17 protein-coding genes are annotated in these 17,042 nt (G+C 59.2%); 3 read left to right on the top strand and 14 right to left on the bottom strand.

Features of this window, described 5'->3' with window-relative positions; all coding sequences use genetic code 11:
- Window positions 1-66 precede the first annotated feature (66 nt).
- The 10 genes from OK351_RS11935 to coaD all read right to left on the bottom strand — a co-directional run bounded on the left by OK351_RS11935 (window position 67) and on the right by coaD (window position 9,489).
- A complete protein-coding gene (locus OK351_RS11935) occupies window positions 67-1,332 on the bottom strand; it encodes a stealth family protein (protein ID WP_265159181.1) in 1,266 nt (421 codons plus the stop codon).
- A gap of 341 nt (window positions 1,333-1,673) precedes the next feature.
- The gene (locus OK351_RS11930; RefSeq protein WP_265159179.1) at window positions 1,674-2,132 is read right to left on the bottom strand and encodes an FAD synthase family protein; all 459 of its coding nucleotides are present in this window, start codon (window positions 2,130-2,132) and stop codon (window positions 1,674-1,676) included.
- A gap of 63 nt (window positions 2,133-2,195) precedes the next feature.
- A complete protein-coding gene (locus tag OK351_RS11925) occupies window positions 2,196-3,083 on the bottom strand; it encodes a glycosyltransferase family 2 protein (protein WP_265159177.1) in 888 nt (295 codons plus the stop codon).
- A gap of 35 nt (window positions 3,084-3,118) precedes the next feature.
- Window positions 3,119-3,937 (bottom strand): CDP-alcohol phosphatidyltransferase family protein, encoded by an 819-nt coding sequence (locus OK351_RS11920; RefSeq protein ID WP_265159175.1) that lies wholly within the window; start codon window positions 3,935-3,937, stop codon window positions 3,119-3,121.
- A gap of 1 nt (window position 3,938) precedes the next feature.
- Window positions 3,939-4,976, bottom strand: a complete 1,038-nt coding sequence (locus tag OK351_RS11915; RefSeq protein ID WP_265159173.1) for a glycosyltransferase family 2 protein — start codon at window positions 4,974-4,976, stop codon at window positions 3,939-3,941.
- Between the two features lie 3 nt (window positions 4,977-4,979).
- Window positions 4,980-5,765: an ABC transporter ATP-binding protein gene (locus OK351_RS11910; protein ID WP_371931437.1), complete on the bottom strand. Its 786-nt coding sequence runs from the start codon at window positions 5,763-5,765 to the stop codon at window positions 4,980-4,982.
- A gap of 82 nt (window positions 5,766-5,847) precedes the next feature.
- Entirely contained in the window at window positions 5,848-6,696 is an 849-nt protein-coding gene (locus OK351_RS11905) for an ABC transporter permease (RefSeq protein WP_265159169.1), read from the bottom strand.
- A gap of 144 nt (window positions 6,697-6,840) precedes the next feature.
- Window positions 6,841-7,911, bottom strand: coding sequence for an LCP family protein (locus tag OK351_RS11900; RefSeq protein ID WP_265159167.1), 1,071 nt, complete (start codon window positions 7,909-7,911; stop codon window positions 6,841-6,843).
- A gap of 119 nt (window positions 7,912-8,030) precedes the next feature.
- Window positions 8,031-8,933: a UTP--glucose-1-phosphate uridylyltransferase GalU gene (galU, locus tag OK351_RS11895; RefSeq protein WP_265159165.1), complete on the bottom strand. Its 903-nt coding sequence runs from the start codon at window positions 8,931-8,933 to the stop codon at window positions 8,031-8,033.
- Between the two features lie 85 nt (window positions 8,934-9,018).
- On the bottom strand, window positions 9,019-9,489 hold the full coding sequence (coaD, locus tag OK351_RS11890; RefSeq protein ID WP_265159163.1) for a pantetheine-phosphate adenylyltransferase: 471 nt from the start codon (window positions 9,487-9,489) through the stop codon (window positions 9,019-9,021).
- A gap of 113 nt (window positions 9,490-9,602) precedes the next feature.
- Here coaD and OK351_RS11885 point away from each other — a divergent pair, with 113 nt between their 5' ends.
- Together OK351_RS11885 and OK351_RS11880 are read left to right on the top strand one after the other, a co-directional pair.
- Window positions 9,603-10,811, top strand: a complete 1,209-nt coding sequence (locus OK351_RS11885; RefSeq protein ID WP_265159161.1) for an aminotransferase class I/II-fold pyridoxal phosphate-dependent enzyme — start codon at window positions 9,603-9,605, stop codon at window positions 10,809-10,811.
- A 3-nt stretch (window positions 10,812-10,814) separates the two neighbouring features.
- Window positions 10,815-11,594 (top strand): spermidine synthase, encoded by a 780-nt coding sequence (locus tag OK351_RS11880; RefSeq protein WP_265159159.1) that lies wholly within the window; start codon window positions 10,815-10,817, stop codon window positions 11,592-11,594.
- Here the strand turns inward: OK351_RS11880 and rsmD are convergent.
- The 4 genes from rsmD to OK351_RS11860 are packed head-to-tail and all read right to left on the bottom strand — an operon-like array spanning window position 11,547 to window position 16,404.
- Window positions 11,547-12,155: a 16S rRNA (guanine(966)-N(2))-methyltransferase RsmD gene (gene rsmD, locus OK351_RS11875; RefSeq protein WP_265159157.1), complete on the bottom strand. Its 609-nt coding sequence runs from the start codon at window positions 12,153-12,155 to the stop codon at window positions 11,547-11,549. The two genes, OK351_RS11880 and rsmD, sit on opposite strands and share 48 nt — an antisense overlap.
- Window positions 12,156-12,189: 34 nt before the next feature.
- A complete protein-coding gene (locus tag OK351_RS11870) occupies window positions 12,190-14,376 on the bottom strand; it encodes an ATP-dependent DNA helicase RecG (protein WP_265159155.1) in 2,187 nt (728 codons plus the stop codon).
- Entirely contained in the window at window positions 14,366-15,328 is a 963-nt protein-coding gene (locus OK351_RS11865; RefSeq protein ID WP_265159153.1) for a DAK2 domain-containing protein, read from the bottom strand. The genes OK351_RS11870 and OK351_RS11865 overlap by 11 nt, the downstream gene beginning before the upstream one ends.
- A gap of 20 nt (window positions 15,329-15,348) precedes the next feature.
- Window positions 15,349-16,404, bottom strand: a complete 1,056-nt coding sequence (locus OK351_RS11860) for an LCP family protein (protein ID WP_265159151.1) — start codon at window positions 16,402-16,404, stop codon at window positions 15,349-15,351.
- 66 nt (window positions 16,405-16,470) lie between these two features.
- Here OK351_RS11860 and OK351_RS11855 point away from each other — a divergent pair, with 66 nt between their 5' ends.
- On the top strand, window positions 16,471-16,992 hold the full coding sequence (locus OK351_RS11855; protein WP_371931429.1) for a DUF3515 domain-containing protein: 522 nt from the start codon (window positions 16,471-16,473) through the stop codon (window positions 16,990-16,992).
- Window positions 16,993-17,042: the final 50 nt, after the last annotated feature.

Genomic DNA, 17,042 nt, shown 5'->3' with positions numbered 1-17,042 from the left:
GAACCTTCCCTTTAAAAATACCGGCTCCCCAGGTCTCCACAGGCGGTGGAGTTCGCGCTCAACGTGCTACTTTTCGAAGGAGGATTTGACCGGAAACTTGGATTCAAGAAGGTCGCGGACGATGGGGCCACGGTTTAACTCGTCATCCACCTTGAGCACCTCGTTGAGGCAAAACATGTCCAGTCCCGGATTGCGGGCAAGGCGCAGCATGTCGAGGTAAAAAGAGTCCGAACCTATGTCCACATACTGGTAGTTGACTTTATTGGGAAATCCCAGGCCCAAGCGGGCTGCGAATTGATGGGCCAAAGAGGAAGGGATGGACAAATCGGTGTCAGAGCGGAATCGCTGGCGTGCGATCTGGGCTAAACGCTCGGGATACAGCTTCTGGATTCCTTGAAGGACCTGCATGCGTTGTGGATGGGCAACATGCTGGAACTTACGTGAGGTAGTTCGTCCGAACCGTTCAACCACCAGCTCGCGGTTATTTGCCGCGGCGCGGTTCACCGGAAGCTCCTGGTTCGCCGCACTGGCGAAGTGACCCGTTGCCAGACAGTACTTGGCTTGACCAGCAGGCCCGTAGAACGTATTCGGAAACAGGTACCGGCCAAAAAACACATCATCATTGACGTAGATGAAGTTTTCGTTCAAACCCGGAATGTTGACCAATTGCGATTCGATGGCATGGGAATTAAAGGTTGGCAGACATTCGTTAGGATCGGTGAAAATCTCGCGGTGATCCACAAGCGTTAGCTTGGGGTGGGATTCAGCGAGCCACGCCGGCTTCTGACCGGCCGTTACCAGGTAAACGTGGTTGACCCAGGGCAGGTTCATTTCCAGGGACCTCAAGGAGAAGAGCAACTCGTCACGCGAAGTGAAGCGGGCCATATCCGTGGAGCTCTCGTCTACCGGGCGACCGGCTTGTTCACGGGCATACCGATAGTCTGCAGCCCATTTGGGATCCGAGGAGTCCACCCATGTGTAGACCACGTCAATTGTGCCGACGAAGTCCTGCGCATCAGCGCAAGGGATCAAAGTGCCTGGAAAAACTTGCCAGAGCGCGCCTGCCCCCCGAAAGCCCGAGTCGGCGGTGTGCGAAATGCTCCACGCGGATCCTGCGGCATAGGAGTGCTGCTCCTGGATACGGTCACAGGCATACCCGGCGCGTTGCAATTCGCGGCGGAAACTTGGCCAATCGTCCTGGCTGACGCATGAAGTGGAGCTGTTTGGGTCTTCGGTAAATGTCAGTCCCAGGGTTCGGGCGATTGCCGTGGAGCCTTCGAGATTCCGTTCCCTCAGCTCCCTGATCGTTAACTGCCCCTTGCTGCTGTCCATCGCCCTGAGCTTTGAGGACAGGTGCCTGCGAAGCAACTGGTCCGGGACTGCACGCCCCAGTCGACCCCGCCATCCTTCAAACACGTCCAACCACCTAAACTTTTCCCGTTGTATCCCCATGATCCGGCCACTTACGACCACACAACAACCTGATAGTACGCTGTCCAACCGGGAAGATGGCGTCTTTCCCGCGCCGACACCGAGACTTCTAGGGACTCCCTAGGGGACTACTAGGGACTCTCTAGGGTTTATGAAGCCGACGCCACAGAGTGCCGGCGGCATCTGCCATCGTATACCCGGGCTGACCGGCTGGGGTGACGGAAAAGTCCGCGTCTTTTGTCCTAGCTCAGTTCCTTGACGATCTGGCTCAGGGTGTCCAAGGTGTCCTTGAGCGACGCGACATGGCGTTCGTCGAATGCACTGAGGATCCGTTTCATCTCGGTGGTCGAAATCCCACTGGTTCTTGGCAGGTAGACAACTTCTACTTCGTCGCCGAGGTCATCGAATTTGCCTTTCCAGTCCTCACCGATTCCGAAGACGTTGGCCCCGTACTTGGCAATGTCCAGGCGCTTCTGTTCCCAATTGTCCTCCGGGATCGCTTCGTCGACATATTGGATGGCGCGCACGATCTCGATGCGCTGGTCGAAAGGCACTACTGGCTTCTTGCCCTTTATGGCATTGAATTCATCAGTTGAAACACCGACAATCAGTCGATCGCCCTTTTCCTTCAGCCGCTTCAGGATATTCAGGTGCCCGATGTGGAAAAGGTCGAATGTTCCGTAGGTGAGAACCGTTTTCAATGCGTAAACCTCCGAAGTCTTTGTAACAGTACTAATTTAGTGGATGTAGCAAATAACGCTAAATCAGAGAACCGGTGGACGTCCGGCTAACCCCATACGCCCAACAGTTCGCCAACTGATTTTTTGGCGTGGTGTCTGATACCACGGGCTACCTTTCCAACCGGCTCGCCATCCCGAAAGGTACTGTTGTACGGCCGACTTGTTCCGCCGCAAACGTAGGCATTCAACCAACATCCAATTCACCGAATAGATCCAGCGCAGGGGTGCGGGCAGGTTCCGTCGAGCGAGCCAGACCCGGTTACGTGCGTTAAGGCGATAGAACTCATCGTGCCGGCGTGGATCGACGACCGGATGCCCGATACGCATGTCGCCGGCATACCAGACATAATTTCCGGTATCCCAGACCCGCCAGGCCAACTCGATTCCCTCATGTGCGTACCAGAATCCACCAGCCCACCCACCGGTCTGGTCGAAGACCTTCCGGGGCATGACCAGGCAGGTCTCCCCCACATGGAAGACCTTGCTGGGTTCGGTAGCGGTCCTCTTGTTCAACCGCGGGATCCACCTTGTTGGGTCGTCGTCTCGATACGGGTCGGTAATCCTGGGCTGCAGCAACCCCATCTTCGGATACCGATTGAACCTTTGGATGGCGCTGATCAGGAAATCGGTGTCTAGGAACCACGAATCGTCATCCAGGAAACAGAGGTACTCACCGCTGACGTGTGGGACACCGGCATTGCGTCCCGCGGGGATTCCCAGGTTCTCGGGCAGGAAGTGGGTTCGAATCGGCGAAGGGATATCCACCGGATCCCAACCGTTTCCGACCACCACCGCGTCAACGGTTACGCCTTCCTGTGCCAGCAGCGAGTCCAGGGCGCGACGCAACTCGGCGGGACGTGTCCCCATGGTGAGTACCACAACCCCGACGGTGGGTTTGCTTTCAGGTGTCATGCTGCTGGTCCCTTGGTAGCTGAACTGATCTTGGGTTACTTCAGGCGCGATGAGGCCATGGAGGACAGGAAGTGGCCGATATTCACCAGCACGGTAGCCGGCAGCAAGATCCAGATCATCCACTTCTCGGCAATTCCGGGGGTACCCAAGATCGCCGAAACCACGGCACATGCCAGAATGACCAGGCCCAGCTCGACCGCGTGCAGCAACTTGTGGAAGGGCAGGAACCGGGCCAACGAACGCAGTCGTCCCACCAGGGAAGTGGTGGGTACCGAACGCGCGGCAGCGGTGTCCGGAAGTTTGCCCAACCCGGCCATGCCGCGTGCCGCGTGAACCATGAGCGACTGCGAACGGTTGAGCACCAGCAGCACCGAAAGACAGGCCGCCATGAACAGCGTTGGCCAAGCCTGGGATTCCGTCGAGGCATCACCGGACAGTTCCATGAACACCCGGTACCCCAGTGCGATCGGGATCAACGCCTCGGTGGTGTGGTGTCCCACCATGTCGATGAAGATGCCCTTGGGTGACTGGGTACCGCGCCAGCGGGCCACTTCACCATCCGAACAGTCGAAGTAGAGCTGCAGCTGGGAGAAGAACACCGCAAGCAGCGGACCCCAGATCCCGGGGATCAACAGTGCCAGCGACATCAACCAACCCGAGAGAATCATCAATCCGGTCACGCCGTTGGCGCTGATCCTGGTCCGCACCAGGATCGAGGTGAGGTAGATGGAGATGTGCCGCAGGTACAACTCGGCGGTCCAGTGTTCGGCGTTGCGGCGCGCACGGACTTCAGGCGGTTGGCAGATTTCGCGCAGTTGATCCAGTGTGGGGTTCTTGGGCCGATCCACGCTCATATTATTTGACCCTGCCCTTGTCCACGGTTCCCTGGGCGCCGAACACCCGGCCGCGAATGTAGCCGATGGCCCAGGGGAAGTGGATCGAGGGGAACACGGCCGCAGTGAGTGCTTTCTCCTTCAGTGTCGAGGCGTTGCTCTTTAGGCCGGCGACGGCCACGAAGGCGCCATAGAGGGCCGGCGCCAGCGATAGTGCCGCCAGCGCACGCTTGGCCACAGGGTTTCGTGTCCCATTAACGAAGGAGGCAACGATCGCAGCAATGGATCCTGCCGTCACCCCGGCGACCATCAAGGGTGGCAGCGCATGGCGCAGTGATTGGCCATTGGAATACCGGCGGGCGATTTCGGCGCGCCAGGTCCCGGAGGCAAAGGACTGTGCGGCCAGCGCGCTGAATGTCTCTCGGGGGTAGTACCCGACCTTCAGCTCGGGATCGAACCAGACCTTGTGCCCGGCGGAGCGGATCCGATGGCACAGCTCCCAATCCTGGGCCCGCCACATGGATTCGTCATACATCCCGATGTCCTCGAAAACCTCGCGACGGAAAATCCCCAGGTACGCGGACTCGGCCGGCCCTTCGGGTGCGCCGGAGTGGTAGGCGGCTCCACCGAAGCCGAATGGTGAGTTGTATGCCGCCGCAATAGCCCGCTGCAAGGGGGTGCGTCCGCGGGCGTCCATCAGCCCACCCACGTCATAGGCTCCGACCCGATACAGTGTCTCCACACCTCGTTTGGTGTAGTTCCGGGGAAGCTCGCTATGTGCATCAACCCGGGCGATCACCGGCATCGTGGACGCTTCAACCGCCAGGTTCAAGGCGCTAGGTGTCCGTCCCTTGGGGTTATCCACGAGGATGATGCGTTCATCCTTTTCGGCCAGGCGCCGGGCTACGTCATTGGTGTCATCGGTACTTGGCCCCAAGGCCAGCACCAGTTCCTTCTGCCCGGGATAATCCTGGTTCAGGATGGATGACACCGCTTCTTCAAGGTACGCGGATTCGTTGAGTACGGGCATGACATATGACACGCCGGGTAGTTCAGTCATGTATTATTTCTTGAATTTCTCGTAGGCCTTGATGACGGTGTTCGGATCCCCGTCCATTTTTTGGACACCCTTTTCAATCCAGATGACCCGGTTGCAGGTATCCCTGATGGATTTCATGGAGTGGGACACGAGGAATACCGTACCGGCGTTTTCGCGGATCTCACGGATCTTGGCTTCGGACCTTTTGCGGAATCTGGCATCGCCCACCGCAAGCGCTTCGTCAACGATGAGGATGTCATGTTGCTTGGAAGCGGCAATTGCGAATTTCAAACGCGCACTCATACCGGAGGAATAAGTGCGCATCGGCAGGTCGATGAATTCCTCAAGTTCGGCAAAGGTGGTGATGTCCTGGCGCATATTCTCGACTTGGGCACGGTTATATCCCAGAGCCAGTCCGCCCAGGGTAATGTTCTTGTCGCCGGAAAGATCCGGGATCAGCGCTGCGCCCACACCCAACAGACTGGGGCGTGACCTGGCATAAACGGCCCCGTCGGACGGAGGGGTCAGGCCGGTCACGGCGCGTAGCAGCGTGGATTTTCCGGAGCCGTTCGACCCGATCACACCGATCGATTCGTTCTCGTAGGCTACGAACGAAATCCCTTTCAGTGCATGCACCGTACGCATGCCCTTGACCTTGGACTGCAGCAGGCGTCTGGCTCCGGCATTGCCGGCGGCCTTGCCCGATGAGTAGACCTGGTATTTCACGTGGAGATCGTCAACGATCACGACGGGATTACGCGAAGGGTCGATCTGCAGTTCGGGGGTGACCTGCTGTGCCGGTTCGACAATGTCGATAAACGAGGTGTCGTCACTGAATATCGGCTCCGGCTCGTATTCGGGGTGGAGGTTCGGATTGATCAAATCCTCAAAACTAATTGGCACGACCGTAACGCTCCTCTGCCTTCCAGAAGTACACCATGCCGAAAATCAGCAGGAGTATGGCCCATACGGAAACCACGACCCAACCCATCGGATCATAGGGCTCGGTATCCATGATCACGCCTCGCGCAATGCTCAGAGTCTGGTAGATCGGGTGGAAATCGAATACCGTCACCATCCACGGCCACATCCCCAAGATCCGGTCAACGCTGAACAAAACACCGGAGGTGTAGAAGAGCACACGACTGATCAGCGGCAGGATCTGGGTAAAGTCACGAATATGCACGGTAATCCGGGCGCAGACCAGGGCAACACCCATATTGAACACGGTGAACACCGCGATGAGCGGGATGATCAAAAGCCAAGACCAGGTGGGCCAGGTGCCCAGAATCATCGCGTAGATGAACATCACCACGACCATCGGCATGAGAGTCAGCACGTTCTGTGTGATCTGGGCCACCGGCAGGGTCAACCGCGGAAAAGCCAGGGATTGGACCAGCGAGGTATTCCCGGTGATTGATTTGGCTCCTCCGTTCATGGAGGTGGAGAAAAACTCGAAGAGGAACACACCGATGACCACGAACACCGGGAAGTTCTCAGGTCTCCGGTCACCTTGCAGGATCCCGAACACGAACCCATACATCAGGGCATTGAGGGTCGGCTTGAGCACTACCCAGATCATGCCCAGGCGGTTGCGCTGGTTCTGGGACTGCACACGGGCCTTGGCCAGCTCGTAGATGAAGGTCCTGCGTTCCCAGGTTTGCTTCAGATAGTCGCCCAATGACGGACGCGCGCCGACACGGTGCAGGCCGTGTTCTTCGGCGATCTTGGCAACTGTCATGACTTATGAATTCCTCTGGTGGTGCACAAAATTAGAAAGTGTGGTCTGTCGGGACAGCTCAAAGTCTAGTTGATTCTTCCGAAATCACTCGTCAAGCTCCGACGGGAGACTTGGTGAATCATCTCGCAATGTCCCATAGAGCCTTTAGTCGGGTGGTGGATTTTGCTCTAGGTAGTCAGCCATTGTATCGTTTTGCAGCGCCGAGCCGATTTGGGCCACAGCCAGCTCGCTGGCCAGTTCGATGGATTGCCCGTCCGCACTGGTGGCACTTCCGGCCGTGGGCATGGTGAACATGACCAGGTTCTCGGCCGAGACGTTCTTCAACTGCATGCCAAGGCCGACGATGGTCGCGGCATCCAGTGATTCGTCAAAGGTGAGATACGGCGAGACCGTGTCAACCAGCGAGTACACCTTGGCCGGATTGGTCAGTGTCCCGGGGGCCAACAATTGATCAACGGCGGCTGCAATGAATTTCCGCTGGTTCCGCACACGTTGGTAGTCGCCATCGGTGAACGACTTGCGTTCCCGGACGAAACGTAGGGCACGGTCTCCTTCAAGGACTATTCGACCCTGGGGGTAGAAATACTCCGTACCATGTGCCGTAAACGCGAAGTCGTTATCCACCTCGACTCCCCCGAGGGCGGTACTCAATTCCCGAAACCCCTCGAAGTCGATCATGGCCACGTGATCAATCTTGGTATCGAAAGTGCCTTCGATGGTCTGCATCAGCAAGGGGACACCGCCCAGGGCAACCGCAGCGTTAAGCTTGTTCATCCCGTACCCGGGGATTTCGATCCACGTGTCCCGCACGATGGACATGATGAACACTTCATCCCGGGCTTCCGGGATGTGCACCAGCATCATCGAATCGCTTCGCTGGCCGGCTGCTTCGGTCAAGGAGTCGGCACCCTGATCCGCTTCGTCACTGTGATCCACGCCCAGCAGCAGGATGTTCATCGAACCGTCATCCGGGTCCTTGACTGGCCGGGCTCGTTCCTGTTCCGGTGTCATGGCCAGTGAGACGGTTTTGGATTGGGTATTGAACTTGTTGGTCAGGCTGAAGACGTAGTATCCAGCGCCCAATGCCGCGACAAGAACCACGGCAACGGCTGAAAGGATCACGGCCTGGATCCTGCGCTTGCGGCGGCGTTGCGCACCGTAGCGCGCGCTGCGCGAAGTGAATTCGCTGGGCTCACGCTGCCTGTCAGTACTCATGGTTCTATCCTCCGCCCCATCTCGCCTGCAGCACACCGGTGTTGGTTCCGTTTTTCGCCACGGCAAATGAAAAGGCTACCCAACGTAAATGTGATTACGCTGAGTAGCCTGTCAATGTCTTATTTGTCCAGGGAAGCGGTGAATTCGCTGAGCCAGGGCTTGAGTCGATCGCCGAGTTCCTCATGCTCCACTGCCAGGGTGATGATGGCCTGCAAATAGCTGAGCTTGTCGCCTGTATCGTAGCGTCGTCCGCGGAAGACCACGGCATGTACCCCCGCGCCCTCACCGTCTGCCGTGGCCAGTTCCTGCAGTGCGTCCGTGAGCTGGATTTCGTTGCCACGTCCGGGCTCGGTGTGCTCCAGGACATCGAATACCCGCGGATGCAACAGGTAGCGGCCGATCACTGCCAGGTTACTGGGAGCTTCGTCAACGGCTGGCTTTTCCACCAGTCCGTTCACACGGACAAAGTCGACACCGTTAACTGCGGCCACGTCGGCGCAGCCGTAGGCGCTGATGTTCTCCGGCTCGACCTCCATCAGGGCGATGACCGAACCCCCGGTACGTTCCTGAACCGCGATCATGGTGCTCAGCAGCTCGTCACGCTCATCGATCAGGTCGTCGCCCAGCAGGACGGCAAAGGGCTGATTCCCCACATGCTGCTTGGCGCACAGCACCGCATGCCCCAGACCCTTGGGGTCTGACTGGCGAACGTAGTGGATATCACCGAGCTCGGTGGCTTCCTGAATGCTTCGAAGCTTTTTTTCGTCTCCCTTGGCCATCAGGTTGTGTTCCAGGGCAGGGACCCGGTCGAAGTGGTCTTCCAAGGCGCGCTTGCTGCGCCCGGTGATCATCAAGACATCGGTAAGTCCTGCGTTCACTGCTTCGGCGACTACGTACTGGATGGCAGGTTTATCCACAACGGGGAGCATTTCCTTGGGCATGGCCTTGGTGGCTGGCAGGAAGCGTGTGCCTAAACCGGCTGCCGGGATAACGGCCTTGGTGACGCGAGGTGATGATGACATTTGTGGATTAGACCTACCATTCGACGTTCTGGAGCGCCTCTTCTTGGGTGGTGCCCCGCTAGGGAAGAGTGTTTCCTGCTTCAGCTTAGAGCTTGTCGATTCTCTTCATGACAGCACGAGGAAAATACTCAGCGACATCCCCACCCAAAGCGGAAACCTCTTTTAATAGTGACGATGACAAATGAGTATAACGGGTATCAGCTTGAAGAAACACTGTCTCCACCCCGGTCAAGTGTCGATTCATGGTGGCCATGGGTATTTCGTAGGCGTAGTCGACCGTACTGCGCAGCCCCTTGACGATGGCCTCGGCACCGTGGTCCTTGCAGAAATCGGCCAGCAGTCCTTGGCCCATGGCCACGGCGCTCACCCCGCGCAGGCCGCCCAGCGTCTCCTCAACCATGGCCACCCGTTCCTCCTCGCTGAAGAGGTACTTTTTCGAGTAGTTGGTAGAGACGGCAATGATCACCTCATCAAAAAGGCTTGCCGCGCGGGCAATGATTTCAACGTGTCCGTTGTGAATGGGATCAAAGGATCCTGGGCATACAGCTCTACGCATGTATTGAATCTATCAAGAACACGGGAAGTCGCGGAGATGGACAACACGGGTAGCTGTAACAATGTTCGCCGTGTACACCGCAGGAATCTCGGCATGGACACCATAATGGTGACATGACGACTGTAGAGACCCCCTGGCTTCGAACCGCTCATGGAGCAAACCTGATCGGCCCCGATGGAGAGCTGGGACGGACCATTTTCGAGGAAATCACGGGCTTGGCGATTGAACACGAGGCCATCAACCTGGGGCAGGGTTTTCCCGACACCGAGGGACCCGAACATATTCGCGACCTGGCCATCCAGGCCATTGCCTCTGGCGACAACCAGTACGCCCCCGGCGGCGGCATTCCGGCACTGCGTCAGGCCATCTCAACCCACCAGTCTCTGTTCTACGGGTTGCAGGTCGATCCCGACACGCAGACGGTCGTCACCACCGGTGCCACCGAGGCCATCGCCGCTGCAGTGCTGGCCTTTGCCAACAGCGGGGATGAGGTCGTGACCTTTGAGCCCTATTACGATTCCTACGGTGCGATGATTTCACTGGCCAACGCGGTGCACCGTGTGGTGCCGCTCAACGCCCCGGAGTTCCAACCCGATCTCGATCAGTTGTCATCGGTGGTCAATGACAACACGAAGCTGATCATCCTGAACAACCCGCATAATCCGACCGGAGCGGTGTTCGGCGTGGATGTACTGCAAAGAATTATCGAGTTGGCCCATCGCCATGACTGCCTGATCATTTCCGACGAGGTGTACGAACACCTGACCTTCGGGGTTTCCCATATCCCGATTGCCCAGCTACCAGGTGGTTACGAAAGAACCATCACCATCTCTTCGGCGGGCAAGTCGTTCTCCTTCACGGGCTGGAAGGTGGGCTGGGCCACCGGACCGGAAGAACTGATCACCGCGGTACGTACCGTCAAGCAGTTTCTCAGCTATTCCTCGGGACCGGCCTTCCAAAAGGCGGTGGCCCAGGCGCTGGCCCTACCGGACGAGTTCTACACCGGCTTCGCCGCCGATCTGGGACGTCGTGGAGGCTTACTGGCTGATGGGCTGGAACAGGCTGGGATGGACGTCATGCGCCCGGCGGGGACCTATTTCCTCATCGCGGATGTTGCCCCGCTGGGGTTCACCGATGCCGTCCAGGTGGCCCGGATGCTGCCGGCCAGCGCGGGTGTCGCGGCCATTCCGCTCTCGGTCTTCTGCCACGAGGAAGGGCAAGCCAGGACCGCCTCGCTGCTGCGGTTCGCCTTCTGCAAAAAGCCCGAGGTCCTTGGGCAAGCTATCGAGCGCCTGCACGGACTATCCGGAAAGCTGGTGTAGCCGGTGGCGACTACGGCCCAACGCTGGCTTGGCGGGATCCAGGCCCATGCGGTGATCGAGGATGACATGTTCATCGAAGGAGCCAAAATACTCTCCATTGGAGGAGCGGAGCAATCGCATGTGAACATTGCGAACCAGGGCCAGGTCTTTTACGAATACCTGGCTCGGATTGCCAATCACCTGGCGGTTCTCCACCCCCGGCATGAGCCGCTGCGCTTCCTGCATCTGGGTGCAGGTGCGCTGACCCTGGCGCGTTGGGCGCAGGTGAAGTACCCGGGCAGTGAACAGGTGGCCGTGGACATTGAACGCGAACTGATGGATTTCGTACTGGAGAACCTGCCGCTGCCTGCCGGCACCAGGCTGCGCCCGATTGTGGCCGACGCCAGGACGGTATTGGAAGACCAGCTGTCTGATCAGCAGTTCGATGCGATCATCCTGGACATCTTTACCGGGGACGACGCACCGGAACACCTGACCACCCCCGACTACTATGCCCTGCTTGCCAGCAGGCTCACACCGAAGGGAACGTTGTTTGTGAACGTTGGTGATGACCCACCGCTGAGGTTCACCGACAGGCAGGTGGACGCGGCCCGGGAGCACTTCGCTTTCGTGGCCCTGAGCGCGCCCCCGGAAATGTTCAGCCGGAAGTTCCCGGGAAACCTGGTGCTCACCGCAACCAACGCACTGATAGAGCCCGAACTGGTGGCCGCCTGCCAGACGGCAGGGCCCCACCCCTCAGAGGTCAGGGCCGGTCTGGACCTGGACGGGTTCGGCAAACCATAGGTGTGTTTCGCCGTATTTCTTATCCGCAATGACCACCAGATCCTGTGGCCACAGCGGCTCACCGGAACGGCTGGAGCGTTCCACGATCACCGTGGCGTCCTCGGCCAGGACACGCGAGACTTTTTGCAGGGTCAGTTCGAGCTCGGATTCGGTTAGCGGGTAGGGCGGATCAAGGAATACCACGTCGAAGGTCTTGCTGGGGTTGCCGGTCACGTGGTTGAAGAAGCTCTCCAGCACGCTGTCCACGCTACCGCGCTGTACTTGGACCGTTTGGGACTTCAAGGCCCGGTTGACCGCCGCTGCGTTGTGCTGGCACACCGTCACCGCCTTGGGCGCTTTCTCCACCAACAGCACGCTTCTGGCTCCGCGGCTTGCCGATTCCAGGCCCAGTGCACCGGAACCGGCGAAGAGGTCCAATACGCGGGCCGAGTTCAGCACATTCCAGCTTTCCAGACGTGAGAACAGAGCTTCCTTGACCCGATCCGTGGTGGGCCTGGTGGCATCCCCGGGCACGGATTTCAGGGTCAATCCACCGGCCGCACCGGCAATAATTCGACTCATGGGGTTCTTCTCTTCGTAGGCAATGAATGTGGTGCTAGTTCTTGTCCAGGAATTCACGGGTCGCCTCGTCGACCCAGGTACCCAGTGTGACGGCAAGCAGCGGATATGATTCGCGCCATCCGGCGGCCGATGTCAGTTGCCCAACATCCTTCCGGGCCCGTTCGATGATTTTCTGGTCCTTCATGACGCTGAGTACCCTCAGTGAGGAGCGGCTGCCCGACTGTTGCACGCCAAGGATATTGCCTTCCTTGCGCTCGGCAAGGTCGGCTTCGGCCAGTTCGAATCCATCGGTGCTTCCCTCCACGGTGCGCAGCCGATTGACCGAGGGATGGTCGGCATCCAGCCAGGTGGTGAGCAAGCAGGTTCCAGGCAGGCCGCCACGACCCACGCGTCCTCGCAACTGGTGGAGTTGCGAGATGCCGAAATTCTCGGCATCAATGATCACCATGAGCGTAGCGTTATGCACGTCGACACCGACCTCGATCACGGTGGTGGAGATCAGGATGTCCACTTCCCCGGAGGAGAACTCCTCCATGATCGCGTGTTTGTCCTCGGTTGGCAGTTGCGAATGCAGTGCTTCAACACGGATGTCGTTGAACAGCGGAATCGAGTTGACCAATTCGAACATGGCTTCCACGCTCATCGGATCGTTGCCGCTGCCTTCGGCTGTTACGCCAAGGCTGCCCGGTTCGGTTTGCGAGTCGGTGATCCGCGGGCACACCACGTAGACCTGGTGTCCCTTGGACACTTCCTCGGCCATGCGCTGGAATAACCGCTGCTGGTATCCGGGCAGTTGCATGGGGACCAGATGGGTCGTGATCGGTGCCCGGCCAAAGGGCATGCGCCTGATGGTGGAGATCTCCAGGTCTCCGAAGACGGTCATCGCCACGGTCCGGGGTATCGGGGTGGCGGTCATGACCAGGGTGTGGGGAACCGTGTTGTTGGCCTTGGCACGCAGCGCATCGCGTTGCTCGACACCGAACCGGTGTTGCTCATCAATTACCACCAGTCCCAGATCCGCGAATTGCACCTGGTCGCCCAAGAGCGCGTGGGTGCCGATAATCAGCCCTGTTTGGCCACTGGCGATGCCCAGTAGCGCCTCCTTGCGTTGGGCGGTCTTGGCCGAACCGGTGAGCAGGGCCACCCCGGTCCCGTTGCCTTCCCCGAATAGGCCGGGTTCCGCCAGGGGTCCGAGCATGCTGCGGATCGATTCGAAATGCTGGGTCGCCAGGACCTCCGTGGGTGCCAGCAGGGCCGCCTGTCCACCGGAATCGATGACCTGCAGGATGGCGCGCAAGGCCACCACGGTCTTACCCGAGCCGACCTCACCTTGCAGCAACCGGTGCATCGGATGCGGGGTGGATAGATCGCTGCTGATTTCCTGGCCGACCAGAAGCTGTTCCTCGGTCAGTTCGAAGGGCAACCGCTCATCGAACTGATCCGCCAGTCCCCCTGGGATCGAGGGACGGGCCACTGCCAGCTGCCGCCCCATGGCGGCACTGCGCTCGGCCAGCGACAGCACCAGGAGCAGCGCTTCCTCATAGGCGAAGCGGTTGCGTGCACGATAGCCGTCGGCCACCTGCTTGGGACGGTGACGGTCATTAAAAGCGGCGAAGCGTGTGGGGTAACCGTGAAGCCGCAAGAGGGCAGCGGGAATGAATTCGGGCACGTCGGTCTCCCGCACCTGATCCATCAGCAGGTTCATCAAGTCACGGATCTTCTTGTTCGGCATTTTCGCCGAGGCAGGGTAGATGGGAATCGGGCGCGGGTCGGCCTGCGCGGCCTCGTCGAGGATCGCGTACTCGGGCTGGCTCAACTGCAGGTGGTCCTGGTACCAGCTGACTTTTCCGGAAAACATGGCCACGGTGTCATGTTGCAGTTCGCTGCGTGCCTGGTAGCCGTTGAAGAAGGTCATCCGCAGTTCCTGGCCGCTGGCATCGAGTTCGTCGCTGACGGTGACTTCGAAAATGAAACCCTTGCGTGAATGCATTTGCCGTTGGCTGGTGTTCACCACCCTGGCCACGATGGTCACATGCTCGTCATAGGGCAGTTCGGCAATCGGGGTCAGTTCCCCGACCTCCACATACCGGCGTGGAAAGTGGTGCAGGAACTCCTCGACGGTGGTGTAGCCAAAGGCCTTTTCCAACGCCTTGGCGTTATTGGTGCCCACCACCGGACCCAGTTCACTGGCCAGTAGCGAGGTGTGGGTCTCAGACATCATCTTGGCACAGGTCCGTGACGGACAGGTTCACCGGATCGGCAAGCTTGCGGATCAGCGTCAGGGCATGATCCGCCTCCGGTACGTGCACATGGACACGCCACCGGTAGGTTTCGCCGTGCTGGTTGACCGGAGACATGATCACCGAGTCGCCCACCGAGTCGAGTTGGCCACGCAGCGTGGCCGCCCCCAAGGCATCCAGGGTCACGGTGCACATGACCTCGACACCTTCGGCGTTTTGCACATCCAGGTGTACGTGCGGGTCCTGGATGTTGTATCCGTGGAAGTTCTCGTAGCTTTCGAAGCTGGCGTCGGATCCGCGGATGGCGGCACACAATTCGTCAATGAGGATCAGCATGCCCACAGCACCGGCATCCACCACACCGGCAGCGGCCAGGCTCGGCAATTCGTTCTCGGTCCCCTGCACGGCCAGCTTGGAGGCCTGCGCCACCTGGGTCAGCAGGGTATCCAGGGCCGCACGGCTTTCGGGGTCCTGCTTCAGATGCATCATGGTGGTCCGGGCCGCCAGCGCTGCCGCGTTAATCACCGAGAGCATGGTCCCATCCACCGGATCGCTCAACGCCGACCAGGCCCGCACCTTGGCCCGTTCCAAGCCGGCGGCCAGGCCCGGGGCGGTTAGACGCTCGTCACCGGCCAGCGGCTCGGACAGGCCGCTGAGAAACACGGCTAGCAGCGTACCGGAATTACCCCGGGCGGATTCCATGGCCGCTCGAGCGGCCACCTCAAGATAGCCGCCGACATCCGGGCTTTCCAGTTCCGAGACCGCGTCATGGCCAGCCCGGGCTGTCAGGTAAAGGTTGCTTCCGGTATCGCCATCCGCCACGGGAAAGACGTTGATTGCATTAAGCCGATCCGAATGGTTGCCCAGACTCTTAACGCTCCGGTCCAGCCATCTGGAAATGGCGCGTCCGGAGGTATCGAGTTTGTGGCTCATGGGGAATCAGGCTTTCTGGGTCAACGCGACAGGTCGGTGGTGGCAACGAACTCATCCACCTTATCTTCCTGCAACGCCGTTCCGAACTTGTTGATGACATCCATATCGGGAATCACGATCGATTGCCCGTCGGCCGAGCGTCCGGGGCCCTTGTTGGGCAGCGTGAAGAAGGTCATGTCATCTGAGCGCACGTCCAGCATTCCACTGGCCAGCTTGACAATGGTCGAAGCCTTCAGTGATTCGTCCACGGCAATGAACGGTGACATCTCGCTGACGACATTGGAGACCTTTGTCGGGCTGGTCAGCGTGTCACGGGAAATGATCTGTCCCAGCAGGGCCTTGACGAAAAGCTGCTGGTTCTTCACACGCTGGTAATCGCTTCCCGGGAACGCCTTGCGTTCACGTACAAAGGCCAATGCCTGGTCCCCATCCAGGGTCTGGGTTCCTTGCGGGAAGTAGTAGCTCTTGTTGTGCACCGGCCGGAAGGCGTTGGGGTTGTTGATGGTGACACCGCCTACGGCGTCGGTTAGTCCCTTGAATCCCTCGAAGTCGATGGAGGCGACGTGGTTGATTCGGACCCCGAACAGCCCTTCAAGGGTCTCCACGGCCTTGGGCACACCACCGCTGGCGAAAGCGCGGTTGATCTTGGCGGTGCCAACGCCCGGTATGTCCAGCCAGGTATCGCGCATGATCGAGGTGACGTAGATGCCATCGCGATCGGCAGGGATGTGCACCAACATCATCGTGTCCGAGCGTCCGCCGTTAGGCAGGGTTGCGAAACCGTCCGCATCCTCGTCTTCATCACGTGTGGCTCGGGTGTCACTTCCCAGTAGCAGGATGTTCACCGCGTCCTTGGATTCCTCCTTGACCTCCGGCCTGGTTTCCTCGGCCGGAAACGCGTCCGGCAGGCGCTGGGAATTATCGTCGAAGGTTCGACCCAGATTCCAGATATACATCCCCGCGACCAGTCCGGCCACAAGAAAGAGAACGAGGACGGTTAGGAGAACTGCCAGACCGCGGCGTTTCTTCTTGCGCGGTCGTACGGGTCCGTCGACCTCGGTGTATCCCTGGGACATATGCAACCTTTCACACTTTTGACTCACTACATCTTAGCTTTCAGAAATGAAAGGTACGCTGATTAGGTGGTCAATTTCAGTTTTCCCGGTAAACCGTTACCAAGACGAGTCTCAAGTTCCAGTAAACACGCAGGTTTGCTGGTCGGCATAGTGACGGTGACCACCATATTAACCGGTTGCCAATCGATCATCTCGGTGGAGGCTGCCGACGACGCGGCCAACCCGCTATGCGCGAACATGATGGTCCTGCTTCCGGAAGTCATCGGCGATGTGGAAAAACAGCCGACAAGCTCCCAGGCGACGGCTGCCTGGGGTAGCCCCGCAGAAGTGGTTCTCCGGTGCGGAGTCGAGGTACCCGGCCCCACTACGGACCCCTGTGTGTCCGTGAACGGGGTGGATTGGATTGCCCGTGAGGGTGAGGACGGCGTGTGGACACTGACCACCTATGGCCGCAATCCGGCGACCGAAGTGCTGTTGGATCCGCAGGTCATCCCCTCAAGCACGGTGATCGCATCGCTCAGTGACGCGGCGTCCAAGATCCCGGCCGAACGTGAGTGCGTGTCCTACGACAAGTCCATGGATTTGTAGAAGTACCAAAAAAGCCAAGTCTGGGCTGGGTCGGTTTCCCGGCCCGGCCC

It is taken from the genome of Glutamicibacter sp. MNS18 (assembly GCF_026107515.2).
GTDB lineage: Bacteria > Actinomycetota > Actinomycetes > Actinomycetales > Micrococcaceae > Glutamicibacter.
Note: the sequence above shows the minus strand (reverse complement) of the source record. Positions and strands in the feature narration are given on the sequence as shown.

What these genes read in the sequence shown, in the direction of transcription:
- OK351_RS11935 (WP_265159181.1), bottom strand. Translation starts at nt 1,332, where the DNA reads ATGGACAGCAGCAAGGGGCAGTTAACGATCAGGGAGCTGAGGGAACGG.
- OK351_RS11925 (WP_265159177.1), bottom strand. Translation starts at nt 3,083, where the DNA reads ATGACACCTGAAAGCAAACCCACCGTCGGGGTTGTGGTACTCACCATG.
- OK351_RS11920 (WP_265159175.1), bottom strand. Translation starts at nt 3,937, where the DNA reads ATGAGCGTGGATCGGCCCAAGAACCCCACACTGGATCAACTGCGCGAA.
- OK351_RS11915 (WP_265159173.1), bottom strand. Translation starts at nt 4,976, where the DNA reads ATGACTGAACTACCCGGCGTGTCATATGTCATGCCCGTACTCAACGAA.
- OK351_RS11905 (WP_265159169.1), bottom strand. Translation starts at nt 6,696, where the DNA reads ATGACAGTTGCCAAGATCGCCGAAGAACACGGCCTGCACCGTGTCGGC.
- OK351_RS11900 (WP_265159167.1), bottom strand. Translation starts at nt 7,911, where the DNA reads ATGAGTACTGACAGGCAGCGTGAGCCCAGCGAATTCACTTCGCGCAGC.
- galU (WP_265159165.1), bottom strand. Translation starts at nt 8,933, where the DNA reads ATGTCATCATCACCTCGCGTCACCAAGGCCGTTATCCCGGCAGCCGGT.
- coaD (WP_265159163.1), bottom strand. Translation starts at nt 9,489, where the DNA reads ATGCGTAGAGCTGTATGCCCAGGATCCTTTGATCCCATTCACAACGGA.
- OK351_RS11885 (WP_265159161.1), top strand. Translation starts at nt 9,603, where the DNA reads ATGACGACTGTAGAGACCCCCTGGCTTCGAACCGCTCATGGAGCAAAC.
- rsmD (WP_265159157.1), bottom strand. Translation starts at nt 12,155, where the DNA reads ATGAGTCGAATTATTGCCGGTGCGGCCGGTGGATTGACCCTGAAATCC.
- OK351_RS11870 (WP_265159155.1), bottom strand. Translation starts at nt 14,376, where the DNA reads ATGATGTCTGAGACCCACACCTCGCTACTGGCCAGTGAACTGGGTCCG.
- OK351_RS11865 (WP_265159153.1), bottom strand. Translation starts at nt 15,328, where the DNA reads ATGAGCCACAAACTCGATACCTCCGGACGCGCCATTTCCAGATGGCTG.
- OK351_RS11860 (WP_265159151.1), bottom strand. Translation starts at nt 16,404, where the DNA reads ATGTCCCAGGGATACACCGAGGTCGACGGACCCGTACGACCGCGCAAG.